Raw genomic sequence first — 18,274 nt, 5'->3', positions numbered from 1 at the left:
AATCACTCTGGATAAAAAAGATGGAGACGTCATTTCTGCTGGCTGTCGGCGCCAGCTTCCTCGTCGCAGGCTTCGTCAAGGGCGTAGTCGGACTGGGCTTGCCGACTGTAGCCATGGGCACGCTCAGCCTCGTCATGCCGCCCGTGCAGGCGGCCGCCCTGCTGATCGTGCCATCGATGGTGACGAATGTCTGGCAGCTGTCGGCCGGCCCCGGCCTGCGCGCCCTGCTGCACCGTTTGTGGCCCATGCTGGCGGCCGTCATGACGGGTACCCTGGCGGGCGGCGCCCTGCTGCCGAAGGGCAGCGGGGCCTGGGCCGTCGTCGCGCTGGGCGTGGCGCTGATGCTGTATGCGCTGGCCGGCCTGTTCTCGCTGCAGCTGCGCGTGCCGGCCCGGCACGAAGCGTGGCTGGGCCCCTTGGCGGGTGCGGTGACGGGACTGGTGACGGCCGCCACGGGCGTCTTCGTCATCCCCGCCGTGCCGTATCTGCAGGGACTGGGGCTGGCGCGCGATGCGCTGGTGCAGGCACTGGGCCTGGCGTTTACGGCATCGACCGTGGCGCTGGCGGCCAGCTTGGCCTTGCACGGCGACTTCAGCCTCGGCGCGGCCGGCGCCTCCGCGTATGCGCTGCTGCCGGCGCTAGCCGGCATGCTGGCCGGTCAATGGCTACGCGGACGCATCGCGCAGCAGGTATTCAAGCGATGCTTTTATATCGGCCTGTTTGCCCTGGGCTTGCACGCGGCATTGAAACCATGGCTGGCGTGATGCAGATAGACTGGCAAGGGGAAAGCGCGCTGTGCGCGTGGATCGACGGCCAGCAGGTGGCCATGCTTGACATCAGCAAGTGCGCGGACGGGGTGACGGTGAACATGCTGTTCGTGAAACCGCCATTCCGCCGGCGCGGCATCGGCGGCGCGCTGCTGCGGCGGCTACTGCAATGCCATCCGCAAGCTGGCGCCGCCTGCAGCGACCCGCGGCTGCGGGCGCTGCTGGATAAGACGACTTAAATACCGTAACGGGCGCGGTATGCCGAAACGGCTTCTTTATATTTCAGCAGTTCCGGATCGGCGCCCGCGCCGTTCAGGTAGCCAAACAAGTCGTCCAGGTTGCCGATCGAGATGACGGGGATGCCGTACTGTTTCGACACTTCCTGTACGGCCGAACTTGGCGACAGCTGGCCGTCCGGGCCCGAACGCTCCATGCGGTCCAGGGCGATCAGCACGGCGCATGGTTCGGCGCCGGCGGCACGGATCATGTCCACCGATTCGCGCACCGAGGTACCGGCCGAGATCACATCGTCAATGATGACGACTTTGCCATGTAGCTTGGCGCCGACAATGGTGCCGCCTTCGCCATGGTCCTTGGCTTCCTTGCGGTTGAAGGCGAACGAGGTGTTGCGCCCCTTGCCGGCCAGCGCCACGGCGGTAGCCGACGCCAAAGTGATGCCCTTGTAGGCGGGGCCGAACAGCATGTCGAACTCCACGCCCGAGTCGAGCAGGGTCTGCGCGTAGAACTGCGCCAGCTCGGCCAGGGTGGCGCCGTCGTGGAACAGGCCAGCATTGAAGAAGTACGGCGACTGGCGTCCGGCCTTGGTGGTGAACTCGCCAAACCGCAAGACTCCCTTGGATACTGAAAACGCGATAAACTGCTGGCGTAAATTATTCACATTAGCCTCATTTTTTAAAAGTGCCTGTATTTTAATCCGCGCGCACCGGCGAGACAATCGCCATGCCGCGCCCGCCGGCCCCGTCCAGCGCCCTTTCACTCTCGACCTATGCCAAAAATTATTTCCGCCAACCTGAACGGTATCCGTTCCGCCGCCAAAAAAGGCTTTTTCAACTGGATGGGCACGCAGACGGCCGATTTCATCTGCGTGCAGGAATTGAAGGCGCAACTGCCCGACATGACGCCGGAATTCCTCAACCCGCACGGCTACCATGGCCATTTCCACTACGCCGAGAAAAAGGGTTACTCCGGCACGGGCGTGTACAGCAAGGTCGAACCGGACGCCGTGCATATCGGCTTCGGCAGCCCTGAATTCGATGCCGAAGGCCGCTACGTGCGCTGTGATTTTGGCAACCTGTCCGTCATTTCCGTGTATTGCCCGTCCGGTTCGTCCGGCCCCGAGCGCCAGGAAGCCAAGTTCCGCTTCATGGAACTGTTCCTGCCGCACCTGCTGGCATTGAAGGCCCTGGGCCGCGAAGTGGTCATCTGCGGCGACTGGAACATCGCCCATCACGAAATCGACCTGAAGAACTGGAAGGGCAACAAGAAAAATTCCGGCTTCCTGCCCGAGGAACGCGCATGGCTGACGCGTGTCTTCGACGAAGTGGGCTTTGTCGACGTGCACCGCGGCCTGGACAAGCGCGAAGACCAGTACACGTGGTGGAGCAACCGCGGACAAGCCTACGCGAAAAACGTGGGCTGGCGCATCGACTACCACGTCGCCACGCCAGGCATCGCAGCCCAGGCGCATACGGTCAGCGTCTACAAGGACGAGCGTTTTTCCGACCACGCACCGCTGATCATCGATTACACGATCAAGGGCTAAGCTTCTAGGCTGCGCCGACTTTCAAAACGGCGCGGCTCGCCGCTCAACGGATCCGTGAAATCAATCGCCCGCGCCAGCAACTGCAAGGGCTGCGACATGTCGTCTTCCTTGCACGGCAAGGCCACCGGGTAAAACGCATCGTTGACGATGGGGATACCCAGCGAGGCCAGGTGCACGCGCAGCTGGTGCTTGCGGCCCGTGTGCGGCTGCAGCCGGTACAGGTTCACGTCGCCGCGCTCCTCAATCACGTCGATGACGGTTTCCGAATTCGGCTCCCCCGCTTCCTCGCGCATGAGGAAAAACTGCGCGCCCTCGACCATGCGGCTGCGGTAGGTAAATGGAAAATCGCGGCCTGCCAGCACGGGCGCCAGCGCCTCGTACGTCTTGCGCACTTCGCGGCGCTGGAACAGCGACTGATAGGCGCCACGGCTGGCCACCTGCCGCGAAAAAATCACCACGCCGGCCGTCTCGCGGTCGAGGCGGTGGATCGGCGTCAGCTCGGCGCAGTCCAGGCTTTTCTTCAGGCGCGTCAGCAGGGTCTCCTGCACGAAGCGCCCGGCCGGCGTCATGGGCAGGAAGTGCGGCTTGTCGACCACGATCAAATGTTCGTCCTGGAACAGGATGACTTCCTGGAAGGGGATCGGCGTTTCCCGTTCCAGCTCGCGGTAGTAAAAAATGCGCATGCCGCGCCGGTATGCACTATCGGGTGCCAGCACGGCGCCGTCGCCATTGACCACTTCGCCGCGCGCCATGCGGTCCAGCCATTGCGCCGCGCTGATCTGCGGATAGCGTTCGAGCAGAAACGTCAGCATGTCGGGCCACTGCCCGTCCGGCAGCCACAGGTAGCTGGGCGCCACGCCGTCGCGCATGGGCAAGGGTGCGGCAACGTGACGACTGGACATCCTAGCGCTGCGCGATGGCGTTGCTGCGGTATGGCGGCAAGGCGTCCACGCTGACGCCCTTGCTGCGCGCGTACAGGGGCAACACTTGCGCCATGTGGCTGTTCATCTGCGAAATGCGGTCCTTGCCCGACGGGTGGGTCGAGAGGAATTCCGGCGGCGCACCCGCGCTCACGGCTGCCATCTTCTGCCACAGCACCACACCGGCGCGCGGATCGAAACCGGCGCGCGCGGCCAGATCCATGCCGATCAGGTCCGCTTCGCGTTCATCGTCGCGCGAGAACTTCAGCATCACGCCCTTGGCCGCCATGTTCGTGGCGGTGCTGGTCAGATTCGGGTCGACGCCGAGCCAGGCCGACAGGCCCGCACCCACCAGCTTCGAGCCGACGGCGGCCAGGTTGCCCTTGCCGGCCTGCGCCTGCGAGTGTTCGCGCAGGGCGTGCGAAATTTCATGTCCCATGACGACGGCCACTTCATCGTCGGTCAGGTTCAGCTTGGTGATGATGCCGCTGTAAAAAGCGATTTGCCCGCCCGGCATGCAAAAGGCGTTGACCTCGTCGGAGTTGAGCAGGTTGATCTGCCAGTTCCAGCTGGCCGCCGCCTCGTTCCAGCGCGTGGCGAAAGGGATGATGCGCTGGGCGATGGCGCGCAGGCGTTTCACCTGCGGATCGCTGTCGGGCACCAGCGCATTTTTTTCCTTCGCTTCATTGACCAGCTGCGTATATTGCTGCTTCGATTCTGCATTGAAATCGGCGCCGCCGGCAAAGATGCGCGAGGTCGACAAGGGACGCACCTTGATGCCATCCTGTACCGTCGCCTGCTGCGCAAAGACGGACAGGGGCGCCAGCGCGGTGGCGGCGCACAGGCTGGCCAGGACGGTGTAACGTTTAAGGGATATTGGTGCCATTGGCAGACCTCCATGGAGCGATTTTAGGCAGCATCATCATGGCCGGGAAGGCCAGGAAGAAGCACACGATGAAAAATGAGAACCAACCCAGCTCGGCGACGAGGAAACCCACCGAGGCGTTGATCAGGGTGCGCGGCACGGCGCTCAGGCTGGAAAACAAGGCATATTGCGTGGCAGTGTAGCGCGGGTCCGTGCTGCGCGACAGGAACGCGACAAAGGCGGCCGCGCCCAGACCCAGGCTGGCGAATGCTTCGAAGCCGATCACGGCGCTCAATAGCATGGTGTTCGGCCCCGCCTGCGCCAGCCAGGCGAAGCCCAGAATGGCGATCGCCTGCAATGCGCCAAACACCCACAGACCCCGGTTGATGCCCAGCTTGAGCATCCACACGCCGCCCACCACGCCGCCGGCCAGGCTGGCCCAGAACCCAGTGGTGTTGGCGGCCAGGCCGATCTGCGTCATGCTAAAACCCAGGTCGAGATAAAATTTCGTCGCCAGCGCCGTGGCCATGCTGTCGCCGATTTTGTAGAGTAATACGAAGGCGAGGATCCACATTGCGTTACGCCAACCATCGCGCGCGATGAATTCCTGGAACGGCAGGATGATCGCTTCGCGCATGGTTTTCGGCGGCGAGCCGTACACGGTGGGTTCCTTGATCAGCAGGGTGCAGACAAACCCCGGCAGCATGAAGGCGGCCGTGATCCAGAAAACGGGCTGCCACGGCATGCGGTCGGCCAGGATCAGCGACAGCGCGCCCGGCACCATGCCTGCCACTTTATACGCGTTGACGATGACGGCGGCGCCCAGGCCCTGCTCATTGTCGCTGAGGATTTCGCGCCGGTAGGCGTCGATGACGATGTCCTGGCTGGCCGACAGGAAGGCCACGCCGCCGGCGGCGGCAGCGATCAGGCCAATCTGCGTGAGCGGGTCCAGCATGCCCATGCCGCCGATGGCAAAGAACAGCGCCACTTGCGTCAGCGCCATCCAGCCGCGCCGGCGTCCCAGGCCCAGGATGCGGTAGCGGTCCATCAGGGGCGCCCACAGGAATTTCCAGATATACGGGAACTGCACCAGGGCGAACAGCCCCAGCGCCTTGACGTTCAAGCCCGACTTGGCCAGCCATGCCTGCAGCAGATACAGCAGGATGAACAGGGGCAGACCGGAACTGAAGCCCAGGACCAGAACGGCCAGCATGCGGCCATTGGCATGGGAACGCCAGCCTGGCACCGGGCTTGTGGTCATCAATGCACCGCTTTTTTACGCAGGCGGAAGACGGCCAGGTCGCCGCGCAGGTTCGGCAGCACGGAGACCATCTTGCCTTCGGCCAGGGCCACGCATTCGATCACTTCCAGGCCGCATTCCTCGGCCAGTTCGCGGAAGTCGTTGATGGTTGCGCAGCGCACGTTGGGCGTGTCATACCACTGGTACGGCAGCGATTTCGACACGGGCATACGCCCTTTCAGCAATGCCACGCGGTGCGGCCAGTAGGCGAAGTTGGGGAACGAGACGATGGCCTCGGCGCCCACGCGCACGATGTCGCGCAGCAGCGGCTCGACCTGCTTCATCATCTGCAAGGACGACAGGCACAACACCGTATCAAAACTGTTGTCGCCAAAGATGGCCAGGCCCTTTTCCATGTCCTGCTGGATCACGTTGACGCCACGCAGGGTGCTGGCCAGCACCTTGTCATCGGCGATCTCGATGCCGTAACCGCTGCACTCCTTGTCGCTTTGCAGGTACTGCAGCATCACGCCTTCGCCGCAGCCCACGTCCAGCACATGCGCGTTGTTCGGCACCCAGTGGGCGATAAAGGCCAGGTCGGGGCGCAGCGCGCTCAATTCGTCAAAAGTCATGCAATCTCCTTGGCGCCCTGGCGGACGGCGGTGTGCTGTGCAGGAGCGGGCAAGCCCGCCCCGATGTCGTTCCATACCTGGCCATAATAGGCGCGCACCATGTTCATGTAGCGCGCGTCTTCCAGCAAAAAGGCGTCGTGGCCGTGCGGCGCATCGATTTCCGCATACGTGACCTGGCGGCGGTTGCACACGAGCGCTTCGACGATTTCGCGGCTGCGCTCGGGCGAAAAGCGCCAGTCGGTGGAAAACGAGGCGAGGAAGAACTTGGCCTTCGTGCCCGACAGGGCCTTGGCCAGGTCGCCGCCATGCGCGCGCGCTGGATCGAAATAGTCGAGCGCCTTGGTAATCAATAAATACGTGTTGGCGTCGAAGTATTCGGAAAACTTGTCGCCCTGGTAGCGCAGATACGATTCGATCTCGAAGTCGATGCCGAAGCCGAATTTGTAGTCGCCCGTCTGCGCCGCGTCGCGCAGCTTGCGGCCAAATTTCTCGGCCATGTCATCGTTCGACAGATACGTGATGTGGCCCACCATGCGCGCCACGCGCAAGCCGTTCTTCGGCACCACGCCATGGGCATAGAAATCGCCGCCATGGTAATCGGGATCGGACAGGATGGCCTGGCGCGCCACGTCATTGAAGGCGATATTCTGCGCCGACAGCTTGGCCGTCGAGGCGATTACCACGCAGTGGCGCAGGCGCTCGGGGAACATGATGCTCCACGCCAGCGCCTGCATGCCGCCCAGCGATCCGCCCATCACGGCGGCGAACTGCTTGACGCCCAGTTCATCGGCCAGGCGCGCCTGCGCGCTGACCCAGTCTTCCACCGTGACGACGGGGAAGGAGGCGCCATACGGCTTGCCGGTGGCGGGATTGGTGTGCATGGGGCCCGTCGAACCGAAGCAGGAACCCAGGTTGTTGACGCCGATGACGAAGAATTTGTTGGTGTCGAGCGGCTTGCCGGGACCAACCATATTGTCCCACCAGCCCGTGCTTTTCGGTTCGTCCGCGTAGACGCCGGCCACGTGGTGCGAGGCGTTCAGGGCGTGGCAGACCAGCACCGCGTTCGATTTGTCGGCGTTCAGGGTGCCGTAGGTTTCATACATCAACATATAGTCTTGCAGCGATGCTCCGCTTTGCAGCTGCAAGGGTTGCGCAAAATACATGGTTTGCGGCGAAACGATTCCAATGGATGACATGTGTGTCGGTTTATAAAAGGAGGTTGGCCCCACGGGCCATAGTCGATGCAGCACCGCGATGATAGGTGCTGCAACTTTAGCATCAGGACACATCTTGCCGCGCGCGACGTGTCCTGATGCCGATAGGGTGACAGTTTACATGAGCTGCAACTGTTGTACGGCTTCCGCGATCACATTTGGTTCCATGGAACGCATAATTTTGCGCATTTGTGGCGCAATCAGGCCCAGGTCGCTGTTGAGGATCTCTTGCTTGACCGCCAATAGTTGCGCCGGATGCATGGAAAACTCGCGCAGCCCCATGCCCAGCAGCAAGCGCGTAAGCTTCACGTCGCCCGCCATTTCGCCGCAGACGGCCACGTCGATGCCCGCCTTGTGGCCGGCGGCGATCGTCATGGAGATCAGTTGCAGCACGGCCGGGTGCAGCGGATTGTACAAATGCGCCACTTCGTAGTCGACGCGGTCGATGGCCAAGGTGTACTGGATCAGGTCATTCGTGCCGATCGACAGGAAATCCATGCGCTTGACGAACATGGGCAAGGCCAGCGCGGCGGCGGGAATCTCGATCATGGCGCCCACCTCGACCTCGTCGTCAAACTTGACGCCCTCTTCGCGCAGGCTGGCCTTCGCTTGCGCGATCATGGCCAGCGACTGGTCGATCTCGAAGGCATGCGCCAGCATGGGGATCAGGATGCGCACCTTGCCGAAGGCGGAGGCGCGCAGGATGGCCCGCAGCTGCGTCAGGAACAATTGCGGTTCGGCCAGGCAATAGCGGATGGCGCGCAGACCCAGCGCGGGATTCAAGGCCGTATGGTCGGCCTGGTCGAGCGGCTTGTCGGCGCCGATGTCGAGTGTGCGGATGGTCACCACGCGCCCTTTCATCGATTGCACCGTGTTGCGGTAAGCCTCGAATTGCTCGTCCTCGGTGGGTATCTTGTGGGCGCGGCCCATGAACAGGAATTCGGAGCGGAACAGGCCCACGCCGCTGGCGCCCGATTCCAGGGCAAACGGACAATCCTCGGGCAACTCGATATTCGCCAGCAGGGTGACGGGCGTGCCGCACTTGGTCACGGCCGGCGTCTTTTTCAGCTTGCCCAGCTTCTTGCGCGCGCGCTGCATGGCCACCTGACGCTCGCGGTACTGCTCCAGCACCAGCGCACTGGGGTTGGCGATGACGACGCCGGCATCGCCGTCGATGATCAGCCAGTCGTCCTGGTCGATCAGCATCGACGCCTGCGACATGCCGACGGCGGCCGGGATATCGAGGCTGCGCGCGACGATGGCCGTGTGCGAGTTCTGCCCGCCCACGTCGGTGATGAAGCCGATGAAGGAGCGGTCGCGGAACTGCAGCATGTCGGCCGGTGAAATATCGTGGGCGACGACGATCATCTGCGCCAGCAATTCATCGTTGGCCGCCGCTTTCGGCAGCAGCTGTTCCGTGCCCAGCAAGACCTTCAGCACGCGTTCGGCCACCTGCTGGATATCGGCCTTGCGTTCGCGCAAATACGGGTCTTCGATTTCGTCGAACTGGGCCGATAATTCATCAATTTGCGTCAACAGCGCCCATTCGGCGTTGTAGTGGCGCGAGCGGATGATGTCGAGCGGCGCTTCGGCGATCATCGGGTCCGACAGGATCAGCGCATGCACGTCGATGAACGCGCCCAGTTCCGTGGGGGCGTCCTTCGGCAGCTCGTTCCACAGGGTTTGCAATTCCTTGTGGACGGCGGCGATGGCGTTTTGCAAACGCTGGACTTCCGCTTCGATCTGTTCCTGGGCGACCAGGTAGTGTTTGACGTCAAGGGCGGCCGGCGCCAGCAGATGCGCGCGGCCAATGGCGATGCCGCGGGAGACCGGGATGCCGTGGAGCGTGAAAGATGCCATGGGGTGACCTGTCGGAATGCGGCTGCGGCTGCGTTCGGCGGGCATTACTCGCCTTCGCCAAACCTGTCATTAATCAGGGAGGTGAGCGCATCGACACATGCCAGCTCATCATCGCCCTCGGCTTCCAGAGTCACTTTCGCGCCCTTGCCGGCGGCCAGCATCATCACGCCCATGATGGACTTGGCGTTGATGCGGCGCGCGTTGCGGGTCAGCCAGACGTCGCTCTTGAACTTGGCGGCGAGCTGGGTAAATTTGGCGGAGGCGCGTGCGTGCAATCCCAGCTTGTTGATGATTTCGAGTTCTCTTTGAATCATTTTTGTATGGTCTCTATCCCTGAATGCACTACGCTGATGACAATCTTGGCCTATAAAACCCGCCGCCTTCAGGGCGGCGGCCATGCACTTCCTTATTCTCCCACGCGGATGCGGTTATCGACGCGCACGGCGCCGCTTTGCGCACCGGCCAGTGCCATCTCCACCACCACATCGAGCGTGTCACGACGATATGTGATGGCGCGCAGCAGCATCGGCAGGCTGATGCCGGCGATGACTTCCACGCGGCCCGCATCGGCCAGCTTGTTGCAGCAGTTCGACGGCGTGCCGCCCTTCACGTCGGTAATCACCAGCACGCCGGAGCCGTCGTCGAGGCGGCAGATGGCGTCCGACGCCAGCTTCTGCACCTCGGCCAGATCCTGGTCGGCGACGACGTCGATGGCTTCAAACCGTTCCGTTGGCCCCCGAAACACATGCGCGCAGGCGGCGATGAAGGCCTGTCCCAGCGGTGCATGTGTCATGAGCAAAATCCCTACCATAGTCATTTCACCTTCTAGCGCTGCTGCGCTTGCGCAACGCCATGCTCGACGGCGTCGACAAACATGGCCGCCACGTCAAAACCCGTCTGCTGCATGATTTCCTGGAAGCAGGTCGGGCTGGTGACATTGACTTCCGTCAGATAGTCGCCGATCACGTCCAATCCTACCAGCATCAGGCCACGCGCGGCCAGGATAGGGCCCAGCTTTTCAGCGATTTCCAGGTCGCGCGCCGTCAAGGGCTGCGCCACGCCCGTGCCGCCGGCGGCCAGGTTGCCCCGTACTTCGCCCGCCTGCGGGATGCGCGCCAGCGAAAACGGCACCGGCTTGCCGCCGATGACGAGGATGCGCTTGTCGCCCTTGTCGATGTCGGGAATAAACCGCTGCGCCATGATGGTTTGCGCGCCGTTCTCGCTGAGAGTCTCGATGATGGCGCCCAGGTTCAGGCCATCTGCCTTGACGCGGAAGATGCCCGTGCCACCCATGCCGTCGAGCGGCTTGAAGATGACGTCCTGGTGCTTGGCGTGGAAGGCGCGCAGGCGCGCTTCGTTCGACGTCACCAGGGTCGGCGAAGTGAATTCGGAAAACTGCGCAATGGCCAGCTTTTCATTGTTGTCGCGGATGGCCGACGGCTTGTTGAAGACGCAAGCGCCCTGCTTTTCCGCCAGTTCCAGCAGATACGTGCCGTACACGTATTCCATGTCGAACGGCGGGTCCTTGCGCTCGATGATGGCGTCCAGGGTCGACAGGCGCACTTCTTCGGTGGAGACGACCTTGTACCAGTCATGTTCGTCGCCCGTCAGCTCGATGTGCTGTACCCGTGCCGTGACGATGCCCTCTTCCAGCGCCATGTCCTTCTGTTCGAAGGCATACACGGCATGGCCGCGTTTGGCCGCCTCGCGCATCATGGCGAAGGTGGAATCTTTGTAAGTCTTGAAGCCTGCCAGCGGGTCGGCAAGGAATGCAATTTTCATGGTGCGTCCAATCGGGGAACCTGGATAAGGAATGCTTGATTCTAGCCGAGATCGCCAGGCGCGGTAGTCACCGCGCCCGGCAAGTCTCCTTGATGGATCAATACACCTCGGGATTCGGGTCCGTACGCTCCATTTCCAGCGACGCGGCCAGCAAGGCCAGGCGCGCCACCACGCCATACACATAGAAGCGGTTCGGCGCGGCCGTGCCTGGCTTGGCCTTCAAGTCCGGTACGGCATGCTGCTGGGCAAATGCCAGCGGCACGTACTGCGAACCGGGCGCGTTCAGGTTCTGGTCCACGCCCCGCTCCGCGTGCACGCGGTAGAAACCGCCCACCACGTAGCGGTCGATCATGTAGACGACCGGTTCGGCCACGGCGTCCTTGATGCTTTCAAAAGTCGGCACACCTTCCTGGATGATCACGTCGGTCACCAGTTGGCCATCCTTGACGATGGACATTTTTTCGCGCTGCTTGCGCGACAGGTCGCGCACTTCGCTGGCGTCGCGCACCGTCATGATGCCCGCGCCATACGTGCCCGCGTCGGGCTTGACGATGACAAACGGCTTTTCCTTGATGCCGTATTCCTTGTATTTCTTGCGGATCTTGGCCAGCAGCACGTCGACGCTGGCGGCCAGCGCATCTTCGCCCTCGCCTTCCTGGAAATTGACGTCGCTGCACTTGGCGTGGAAGGGATTGAGCATCCACGGGTCGACATCGATCATCTTGCCGAATTTCTTCACCACTTCATCGTAGGCCGTGTAGTGATTGCTCTTGCGGCGCAAGGCCCAGCCCGCGTGCAAGGGCGGCAGCAGGCTTTGCTCGTGAATATTTTGCAAGATATCGGGGATGCCGTCCGACAAGTCGTTGTTCAGCAAAATCGTGCACGGGTCGAAATCCTTCAAGCCCAGGCGGCGCCCATTGTTCAGGCGCACGAGCGGCTCGATCACCAGCATGTTGCCATCTGGCAACGCCAAGGGTGTCGGCTGGGTGATCTCGGGCGACCACGAACCCAGGCGCACGTGCAAGCCCGTCTGGCGGAAGATCTGCATCAAGCGCGCCACGTTTTGCAGGTATTGCGGCGTGGTATTGTGCAATTCCGGCACCATCAGCAGGTTGCGGGCGTCCGGGCAATACTTGTCGATGGCGGCCATGGCCGCCTGCACGGACAAGGGCAGCATTTCCGTGGCCAGGTTGTGAAAACCGCCTGGAAACAGATTGGTATCGACGGGCGCCAGCTTGTAGCCGGCGTTGCGCAAGTCTACCGAGCAATAGAAAGGCGGCGTGTGCTCTTGCCATTCCATGCGAAACCAGCGCTCAATGGCCGGCGTCGCGGCCAGAATCTTTTTTTCGAGGTCGAGCAGCGGTCCGGTCAGGGCCGTGACGAGATGGGGAACCATAGTTACATCCTTAAATTATGTGCAGTATTCAAAAAAGCACACAGAACTGCCGACTATATTACCGTGTAAGTACCCCAAATCGGGGCAAAAGCCTTGTTTTAAAGACCTTTTACATTCCCACAACGAAAAAAAGGCACCTCAATGAGGCGCCTTTTCCGGCCGGACATGCCGCGCCGGGGCGCTGGCATGCCAGATAATTGCTATTTAGCCATGGTACGCTTGCTCGCCGTGGCTCGTGATATCGAGGCCTTCGCGCTCTTCTTCTTCCGGTACGCGCAGGCCGATGACGATGTCGACCAGTTTATAGGCGATGACGGAAACGATGGCCGACCAGAGGATGGTGGTGCCGACCGCTTGCGCTTGCACCCACACCTGGTGGCCGATCGAGTACGGATCTGCCGACATCTTGTTGGTGACATAGTCGAAGATGCCCTGGCCGCCCAGTTGTGGTGCAGCAAACACACCCGTCAGCAAGGCACCGAGGATACCGCCCACGCCATGCACGCCGAACACGTCGAGCGAATCATCGGCGCCGATCAGGCGTTTCAGGCCATTTACGCCCCACAGGCAGACGACACCGGCCAGCAAGCCGATAACCAGGCCGCCCATCGGGCCGACAAAGCCGGCCGCCGGGGTGATCGCCACCAGGCCGGCCACGGCGCCGGACGCGCCACCCAGCATGGAAGGCTTGCCCTTGGAAATCCATTCGCCAAACACCCACGACAGGGTGGCGGCAGCCGTTGCCAGCAAGGTGTTGACAAAGGCCAAGGCCGCCACGTCGCCCGCTTCCATCGAGGAACCGGCATTGAAACCGAACCAGCCCACCCACAGCAGCGACGCGCCGATCATGGTCATCGTCAGCGAGTGCGGTGCCATCGATTCGCGGCCGTAGCCGACGCGCTTGCCGATCATGATGGCGCCCACCAGGCCGGCAACGGCGGCGTTGATGTGCACCACGGTGCCGCCGGCGAAGTCCAGCGCGCCTTTTTGCCAGATCCAGCCAGCTTTCAGGGCTTCGCTGGCCGAGGTGGCGGCGTTGGTGATCAGGTCAGGACCGGTCCAGAACCACACCATGTGGGCCGCTGGCAGGTAGGCGAACGTGAACCACAGCACGACGAACGCCAGCACGGCGGAAAACTTGGCGCGCTCGGCAAAGGCACCGACGATCAGTGCGCAGGTGATGGCGGCAAACGTGCCCTGGAAAGCAACGAAGACGAACTCGGGAATGACGACGCCCTTGCTGAAGGTGGCGGCGGCGGCAAACGTGCCCTTGGCCGGATCCCAGATGCCGTTCAGGAACAAGCGGTCGAAGCCACCGAAGAAGGCGGTTTTTTCCGTGAAGGCGATCGAGTAGCCATAAATACACCATAGCACGATGACCAGCGCGAACACCATGAACACTTGCATCAGCACCGACAGCATGTTCTTGGAGCGCACCAGGCCGCCGTAGAACAGGGCCAGGCCCGGGATCGTCATCAAGATCACCAGCAAGGTGCTGATCATCATGAAACTGGTGTCACCCTTGTTGGCGACGGGTGCGGTGGCTGGCGCAGCAGCGGCCGGGGCCGGAGCGGCAGCAGCCGGTGCTGTTGCGTCAGGCACCGGCGTGACGGCGGGGGCGGCAACGGCCGTGGTCGTGGCCGCCTCCGTCTTGGCAGGTGCATCGGCAAAGCTCGGCGTGGCAATGCCAAACGCACACAGGCAGGCTATCCCAGCTAGCAATTTTGTTATATTTTTATGCATCAATATTCCCCTTAGAGCGCTTCGTTGCCGGTTTCACCGGTACGGATGCGGATGACCTGTTCCAGGTTGTAGACGAAAATCTTGCCATCACCGATTTTACCGGTACGCGCGGCGCCTTCGATCGCTTCGATGGCCTGGTCGACAATGGCGTCATCGACGGCCGCTTCAATCTTGGTCTTTGGCAAGAAATCAACGACATACTCGGCGCCACGGTAGAGTTCCGTGTGACCTTTCTGGCGGCCGAAACCCTTGACTTCCGTGACGGTAATGCCTTGCACATTGATAGCCGACAAAGCTTCGCGTACTTCGTCCAGTTTGAACGGTTTAATGATTGCAGTAATCATTTTCATGGCAGTCTCGCTTAAAAGGTTTTGGACACGGTCAGCACGAGACCGGATTTCGCCAGATTCTTGCCATTCGGTGCCACAGACACGATATTGGCCTTGACGGCCGCCAGGGAAACGGTCGCCATGCCAAAGTCCTTGGTCACGCCGATCTTGTAATCGCTGTAGCTGAGGGAATCGTTGTGCTCGACCTTCTGACGGCCCACATGCAGGTTCAGCATGTAGCCATCATGCACCTCGACGTTGGCGCCCACGTCGAGGTAGCCGCTGTTCTTGCTGTCGGCAACACCGAACAGATTGGTGGTCGAATGCGAGTATTTGATATACATCGGGCCATAGCCGAGCTGGCCGTACAGCTCGAACGTGTTGGCATTGGTGCTCAGTCCATTCGAGGGATAGAAATAGTACAGGCCGCCCACGTCATAGGTAAAATCCTTGCTGATCTCGCCCCGCTTGCCGCCGTAGATATCCCATTCCAGATTCGTATCGCCGCCGCCGTCCTTGATCCATTTGATGCTCGACAGCCAGGTGCCCACATACAGGCCCGTCGGGTTATGGGTATAGTCGGCACCGCCGCTGATGGCCGGGTTCAAGCGGCTTTGCGAGATGCCGCGGTAACGGTAGTCGCTGGTCAGCGCCACGTTGTAGCTCACCACGTTATCAGGTACGACTTCGGCCGCAGCAGGCGCCGCCACTGCATCCTGGGCCATGGCGCTACCGCACACGGCGGTCATGGCCAGCGTCAACGCTGCAGCTAAAGTCATGTTCTTGGACAGATTCTTCATGGCGATTCCCTTTTATTGAACTTTTAAAGCGGTTGAGGTTTAAAATCTTGGCTGGAGATCACAAAGCGTTCATACCTTCTTTAGCAGAATACGTGCCAGCTCTCTTGCCACCTTGACAGGTGCGTTTCCGCCCATACATACCCTGCAAGCCTCTGGGCATGCGGGTACGGGCTGCTGAAGCATTGTGAATTTGCCCAGTTTCGCACCAGATTAACGCCGCTGTGCACCGCAATGGTGCGATGCACAGGCCGCACCATAAAAGGACTGACCATGGACATGAATACCTTCTTTAACGACTTGCAAGGCAAGATCCATCAAGCCATCGAAAACTCGCCGGCCAAGGATATCGAGAAAAACGTGAAGTCGATGATGACCCAGGGCTTCGCCCGCCTCGATCTCGTCACGCGCGAAGAATTCGATATCCAGGCGCAAGTGCTGGCCAAGACGCGCGCCAAACTGGACGCACTGGAATTGCGCCTGATCGAACTGGAAACGCACCTGAACGATCCAAAAGCCTGAACCGCTGCTGCACGCAGGGCGCCGTAATCGGCGACCTTGCTGGCATACCTCAAGCCTCCCCCTTTTTCAAGCGCTAGACTGATCCTGCCCGCGTCCGCGCTACAGGGGAGTCTGATGAGCCTGGCCGTCCTGAAAAGCCGCGCCCTGGCCGGCATGGAGGCGCCCGAGGTAAGTGTCGAAGTCCACCTTGCCAATGGCTTGCCTTCGTTTACGATTGTCGGCCTGCCGGATACGGAAGTGAAGGAGTCGCGCGACCGCGTGCGTGCCGCGTTACAAAACTGCGGCTTTGAGATGCCGGCGCGGCGCATCACGGCCAATCTGGCGCCGGCAGACTTGCCCAAGGAATCGGGCCGCTTCGACCTGCCCATTGCGCTGGGCATTCTGGCCGCCTCTGGCCAGTTGCAGGGCGACCAATTACATCACTATGAATTCGCGGGTGAACTGTCGCTGTCAGGCCAGTTGCGTCCCATCCGCGGCGCCCTGGCCATGACCTTTGCCATGCAGCGCAGCCAGCCGGGTGCGCCACGCGCCTTCATCCTGCCGCAGGCGAACGCGGACGAGGCCGCTCTCGTCAGCGATGCCTGCATCTATCCCGCCCACAGCCTGCTCGAGGTCTGCGCGCATTTTGCCGCGCACGCCAACCAGACGGCCTTGCAACGCCACCAGCCCGTGTTGGCAGCGCACGCTTTTCCCTATCCCGACTTTGCCGACGTGCAAGGGCAGCAACAGGCGCGACGCGCACTGGAAGTGGCCGCAGCGGGCGGTCACAATGTCCTGATGGTGGGACCGCCGGGCGCAGGCAAGACCATGCTGGCCAGCCGCTTTCCCGGCGTGCTGCCGCCCATGAGCGATGAAGAGGCGCTGGAATCGGCTGCCGTGCACTCCCTGGGCGGCCACTTCAAGGTGGAGCACTGGAAACGCCGCCCCTATCGTGCCCCGCATCACACCGCGTCCGGCGTGGCCCTGGTGGGCGGCGGCAACGTGCCGCGTCCGGGAGAAATCTCGCTGGCCCACTGTGGCGTGCTGTTTCTCGATGAAATTGCCGAATTCCAGCGCCGGGTGCTCGATGTGCTGCGCCAGCCCATGGAATCGGGCGTGATCAGCATTTCACGCGCGGCCCGCCAGGCCGAGTTTCCTGCCCGTTTTCAATTGATCGCCGCCATGAATCCCTGTCCGTGCGGCTATCTGGGCCACGCCTCCGGCCGTTGCCGTTGCACGCCAGACGCCGTGTTGCGCTATCACAATCGCCTGTCCGGCCCGCTGCTCGACCGCATCGACCTGCAAATTGAAGTGGCCGCCATGCCGCCGGCGGCGCTGGGGCGGCATGCCCGCGCCGGCGAAAGTACGCAAGCCATCGCCACCAGGGTAGCGGCAGCCTATGCCTTGCAGCTGGCACGCCAGGGAAAAGCGAACCAACGGCTGAGCAACACGGAAATCGAACAGCATTGTCGCTTGGAAACGCATGGCGAACAGTTGCTGCATGGCGCCATGACGCGATTGCACTGGTCCGCGCGCACCTACCACAGGGTATTGCGCGTGGCGCGCAGCATCGCGGACCTGGCCGGCAGCCCCGCCATCGCGCAGCCGCATGTCGCCGAAGCGATCCAGTACCGGCGCGTGCTGCGTGAAATATAAGGCGGCCAGTGAACGCCACGCGCGCGCGATTGCGCGTGAGTGGCGGCGCTGCTACCATCTGCTGATGAAAAAAACATCACTGGCCCTCTTCCTGGCGACGCTCGCGGCTGCCAGCATCCTGTCCGCCTGCAGTCCGAAATTCGACTGGCGCGACTATCGCAGCCCCGACGCCCAGTTCACGGCCTTGTTTCCAGGCAAGCCGGCCGTGCTGACACGCGAGATTGATCTCGATGGCAAGAAAGTCAGCCTGACCATGACGGCCAGCGAGGTCGATGGCAATACCTTCGCCATCGGCAGCGCCGTGCTCGACAGCGCAGAACAGGCGCAAGCGGCCCTGCCCGCCATGCAGACGGCGCTGTTGAAAAATATCAACGGCAACGTGCGCAGCGAAAAATCGGCGTCGGCTGCCAGCAGCACGGCGGCCGGAATGCACCAGCGCAGCTCGCTCAGCATCGAAGCGACGGGGATGCAGCAAGGCAAGCCCGTCCTGCTGGTCGGGCGTTTTGTGGCGCAGGACAAACGCATCTTCCAGATCATCATTGTCGGTGAAGAAAGCAAGCTGTCGCGTGACACCATCGACACGTTCATGGACTCGGTGAAACTGGATTGAGACTTAACGCTCGCTTAAAAGGGGTGTTGTCGCGGCAAGCAAGCTCTTGTAAATACGTGCGTTGTCCAACAGATGGCCCTATCCGGCTTGCAAATATGCAATCCGGGCAAACGGACGGCCTGTGCGACATTTCAAGTCGTGATATTGTTTCGACACTAACAACAAGTTTCAGAAAGCGC

Annotated in this window: 20 protein-coding genes; 6 read left to right on the top strand and 14 right to left on the bottom strand. The window is 61.8% G+C overall.

Annotated features, from left to right (window positions below; genetic code table 11):
- Positions 1 to 20: 20 nt before the first annotated feature.
- Both AC3IQ7_RS04595 and AC3IQ7_RS04590 read left to right on the top strand, forming a co-directional pair.
- Complete coding sequence (locus tag AC3IQ7_RS04595; protein WP_099379996.1) at positions 21 to 764, top strand: sulfite exporter TauE/SafE family protein; 744 nt, start codon at positions 21 to 23, stop codon at positions 762 to 764.
- On the top strand, positions 764 to 1,006 hold the full coding sequence (locus tag AC3IQ7_RS04590; RefSeq protein ID WP_233516303.1) for a GNAT family N-acetyltransferase: 243 nt from the start codon (positions 764 to 766) through the stop codon (positions 1,004 to 1,006). Before AC3IQ7_RS04595 ends, AC3IQ7_RS04590 begins: the two co-directional genes overlap by 1 nt.
- Here AC3IQ7_RS04590 and pyrE read toward each other — a convergent pair.
- Positions 1,003 to 1,665, bottom strand: a complete 663-nt coding sequence (pyrE, locus tag AC3IQ7_RS04585) for an orotate phosphoribosyltransferase (protein WP_099379998.1) — start codon at positions 1,663 to 1,665, stop codon at positions 1,003 to 1,005. The genes AC3IQ7_RS04590 and pyrE overlap by 4 nt on opposite strands.
- A gap of 108 nt (positions 1,666 to 1,773) precedes the next feature.
- On the opposite strand from pyrE, the gene AC3IQ7_RS04580 reads away from it, so the two are divergent.
- The gene (locus AC3IQ7_RS04580; protein ID WP_099379999.1) at positions 1,774 to 2,550 is read left to right on the top strand and encodes an exodeoxyribonuclease III; all 777 of its coding nucleotides are present in this window, start codon (positions 1,774 to 1,776) and stop codon (positions 2,548 to 2,550) included.
- Here AC3IQ7_RS04580 and AC3IQ7_RS04575 read toward each other — a convergent pair.
- The 13 genes from AC3IQ7_RS04575 to AC3IQ7_RS04515 form a co-directional block, all read right to left on the bottom strand.
- Complete coding sequence (locus AC3IQ7_RS04575; RefSeq protein WP_489208472.1) at positions 2,547 to 3,452, bottom strand: RluA family pseudouridine synthase; 906 nt, start codon at positions 3,450 to 3,452, stop codon at positions 2,547 to 2,549. The genes AC3IQ7_RS04580 and AC3IQ7_RS04575 overlap by 4 nt on opposite strands.
- Position 3,453: 1 nt before the next feature.
- Entirely contained in the window at positions 3,454 to 4,356 is a 903-nt protein-coding gene (locus AC3IQ7_RS04570) for a M48 family metallopeptidase (RefSeq protein ID WP_489208471.1), read from the bottom strand.
- Positions 4,337 to 5,596, bottom strand: coding sequence for an AmpG family muropeptide MFS transporter (locus AC3IQ7_RS04565; protein WP_489208470.1), 1,260 nt, complete (start codon positions 5,594 to 5,596; stop codon positions 4,337 to 4,339). The genes AC3IQ7_RS04570 and AC3IQ7_RS04565 overlap by 20 nt, the downstream gene beginning before the upstream one ends.
- Complete coding sequence (metW, locus tag AC3IQ7_RS04560) at positions 5,596 to 6,207, bottom strand: methionine biosynthesis protein MetW (protein ID WP_070222822.1); 612 nt, start codon at positions 6,205 to 6,207, stop codon at positions 5,596 to 5,598. Before metW ends, AC3IQ7_RS04565 begins: the two co-directional genes overlap by 1 nt.
- Positions 6,204 to 7,403, bottom strand: coding sequence for a homoserine O-succinyltransferase MetX (metX, locus tag AC3IQ7_RS04555; protein ID WP_099380003.1), 1,200 nt, complete (start codon positions 7,401 to 7,403; stop codon positions 6,204 to 6,206). Before metX ends, metW begins: the two co-directional genes overlap by 4 nt.
- 135 nt (positions 7,404 to 7,538) lie before the next feature.
- Positions 7,539 to 9,281, bottom strand: a complete 1,743-nt coding sequence (ptsP, locus tag AC3IQ7_RS04550; RefSeq protein WP_099380017.1) for a phosphoenolpyruvate--protein phosphotransferase — start codon at positions 9,279 to 9,281, stop codon at positions 7,539 to 7,541.
- Positions 9,282 to 9,325: 44 nt separating this feature from the next.
- The gene (locus AC3IQ7_RS04545; RefSeq protein WP_489210387.1) at positions 9,326 to 9,595 is read right to left on the bottom strand and encodes an HPr family phosphocarrier protein; all 270 of its coding nucleotides are present in this window, start codon (positions 9,593 to 9,595) and stop codon (positions 9,326 to 9,328) included.
- Positions 9,596 to 9,687: 92 nt separating this feature from the next.
- Positions 9,688 to 10,092: a PTS sugar transporter subunit IIA gene (locus tag AC3IQ7_RS04540; protein WP_035824452.1), complete on the bottom strand. Its 405-nt coding sequence runs from the start codon at positions 10,090 to 10,092 to the stop codon at positions 9,688 to 9,690.
- A 14-nt stretch (positions 10,093 to 10,106) separates the two neighbouring features.
- The gene (gene gshB / locus AC3IQ7_RS04535) at positions 10,107 to 11,063 is read right to left on the bottom strand and encodes a glutathione synthase (protein WP_219311949.1); all 957 of its coding nucleotides are present in this window, start codon (positions 11,061 to 11,063) and stop codon (positions 10,107 to 10,109) included.
- Between the two features lie 97 nt (positions 11,064 to 11,160).
- Entirely contained in the window at positions 11,161 to 12,459 is a 1,299-nt protein-coding gene (gene gshA / locus AC3IQ7_RS04530; protein ID WP_489208469.1) for a glutamate--cysteine ligase, read from the bottom strand.
- Between the two features lie 204 nt (positions 12,460 to 12,663).
- Complete coding sequence (locus tag AC3IQ7_RS04525; RefSeq protein ID WP_489208468.1) at positions 12,664 to 14,202, bottom strand: ammonium transporter; 1,539 nt, start codon at positions 14,200 to 14,202, stop codon at positions 12,664 to 12,666.
- An 11-nt stretch (positions 14,203 to 14,213) separates the two neighbouring features.
- Entirely contained in the window at positions 14,214 to 14,552 is a 339-nt protein-coding gene (locus tag AC3IQ7_RS04520; RefSeq protein ID WP_010393464.1) for a P-II family nitrogen regulator, read from the bottom strand.
- 11 nt (positions 14,553 to 14,563) lie between these two features.
- The gene (locus tag AC3IQ7_RS04515) at positions 14,564 to 15,331 is read right to left on the bottom strand and encodes a TorF family putative porin (protein WP_099380007.1); all 768 of its coding nucleotides are present in this window, start codon (positions 15,329 to 15,331) and stop codon (positions 14,564 to 14,566) included.
- Positions 15,332 to 15,601: 270 nt separating this feature from the next.
- On the opposite strand from AC3IQ7_RS04515, the gene AC3IQ7_RS04510 reads away from it, so the two are divergent.
- From AC3IQ7_RS04510 to AC3IQ7_RS04500, 3 genes are all read left to right on the top strand, one after another.
- Positions 15,602 to 15,850 carry an accessory factor UbiK family protein gene (locus AC3IQ7_RS04510; RefSeq protein ID WP_099380008.1) on the top strand — a complete coding sequence of 83 codons (249 nt, stop codon included), beginning with the start codon at positions 15,602 to 15,604 and terminating at the stop codon, positions 15,848 to 15,850.
- A 114-nt stretch (positions 15,851 to 15,964) separates the two neighbouring features.
- Positions 15,965 to 17,485 (top strand): YifB family Mg chelatase-like AAA ATPase, encoded by a 1,521-nt coding sequence (locus AC3IQ7_RS04505; RefSeq protein ID WP_489208467.1) that lies wholly within the window; start codon positions 15,965 to 15,967, stop codon positions 17,483 to 17,485.
- Between the two features lie 64 nt (positions 17,486 to 17,549).
- Complete coding sequence (locus AC3IQ7_RS04500; protein WP_489208466.1) at positions 17,550 to 18,095, top strand: hypothetical protein; 546 nt, start codon at positions 17,550 to 17,552, stop codon at positions 18,093 to 18,095.
- The last annotated feature ends 179 nt before the right edge of the window (positions 18,096 to 18,274 follow it).

The sequence above is a fragment of the Janthinobacterium sp. GL_088 genome, assembly GCF_057837845.1.
This window is presented reverse-complemented; position numbering and strand designations above follow the sequence as displayed.

Excerpts from the sequence above, each read along its gene's own strand:
- AC3IQ7_RS04595 (WP_099379996.1), top strand. The coding sequence starts at position 21 with ATGGAGACGTCATTTCTGCTGGCTGTCGGCGCCAGCTTCCTCGTCGCA.
- AC3IQ7_RS04590 (WP_233516303.1), top strand. The coding sequence starts at position 764 with ATGCAGATAGACTGGCAAGGGGAAAGCGCGCTGTGCGCGTGGATCGAC.
- AC3IQ7_RS04580 (WP_099379999.1), top strand. The coding sequence starts at position 1,774 with ATGCCAAAAATTATTTCCGCCAACCTGAACGGTATCCGTTCCGCCGCC.
- AC3IQ7_RS04575 (WP_489208472.1), bottom strand. The coding sequence starts at position 3,452 with ATGTCCAGTCGTCACGTTGCCGCACCCTTGCCCATGCGCGACGGCGTG.
- AC3IQ7_RS04570 (WP_489208471.1), bottom strand. The coding sequence starts at position 4,356 with ATGGCACCAATATCCCTTAAACGTTACACCGTCCTGGCCAGCCTGTGC.
- AC3IQ7_RS04565 (WP_489208470.1), bottom strand. The coding sequence starts at position 5,596 with ATGACCACAAGCCCGGTGCCAGGCTGGCGTTCCCATGCCAATGGCCGC.
- metW (WP_070222822.1), bottom strand. The coding sequence starts at position 6,207 with ATGACTTTTGACGAATTGAGCGCGCTGCGCCCCGACCTGGCCTTTATC.
- metX (WP_099380003.1), bottom strand. The coding sequence starts at position 7,403 with ATGTCATCCATTGGAATCGTTTCGCCGCAAACCATGTATTTTGCGCAA.
- ptsP (WP_099380017.1), bottom strand. The coding sequence starts at position 9,281 with ATGGCATCTTTCACGCTCCACGGCATCCCGGTCTCCCGCGGCATCGCC.
- AC3IQ7_RS04545 (WP_489210387.1), bottom strand. The coding sequence starts at position 9,595 with ATGATTCAAAGAGAACTCGAAATCATCAACAAGCTGGGATTGCACGCA.
- AC3IQ7_RS04540 (WP_035824452.1), bottom strand. The coding sequence starts at position 10,092 with ATGGTAGGGATTTTGCTCATGACACATGCACCGCTGGGACAGGCCTTC.
- gshB (WP_219311949.1), bottom strand. The coding sequence starts at position 11,063 with ATGAAAATTGCATTCCTTGCCGACCCGCTGGCAGGCTTCAAGACTTAC.
- gshA (WP_489208469.1), bottom strand. The coding sequence starts at position 12,459 with ATGGTTCCCCATCTCGTCACGGCCCTGACCGGACCGCTGCTCGACCTC.
- AC3IQ7_RS04525 (WP_489208468.1), bottom strand. The coding sequence starts at position 14,202 with ATGCATAAAAATATAACAAAATTGCTAGCTGGGATAGCCTGCCTGTGT.
- AC3IQ7_RS04520 (WP_010393464.1), bottom strand. The coding sequence starts at position 14,552 with ATGAAAATGATTACTGCAATCATTAAACCGTTCAAACTGGACGAAGTA.
- AC3IQ7_RS04515 (WP_099380007.1), bottom strand. The coding sequence starts at position 15,331 with ATGAAGAATCTGTCCAAGAACATGACTTTAGCTGCAGCGTTGACGCTG.
- AC3IQ7_RS04510 (WP_099380008.1), top strand. The coding sequence starts at position 15,602 with ATGGACATGAATACCTTCTTTAACGACTTGCAAGGCAAGATCCATCAA.
- AC3IQ7_RS04505 (WP_489208467.1), top strand. The coding sequence starts at position 15,965 with ATGAGCCTGGCCGTCCTGAAAAGCCGCGCCCTGGCCGGCATGGAGGCG.
- AC3IQ7_RS04500 (WP_489208466.1), top strand. The coding sequence starts at position 17,550 with ATGAAAAAAACATCACTGGCCCTCTTCCTGGCGACGCTCGCGGCTGCC.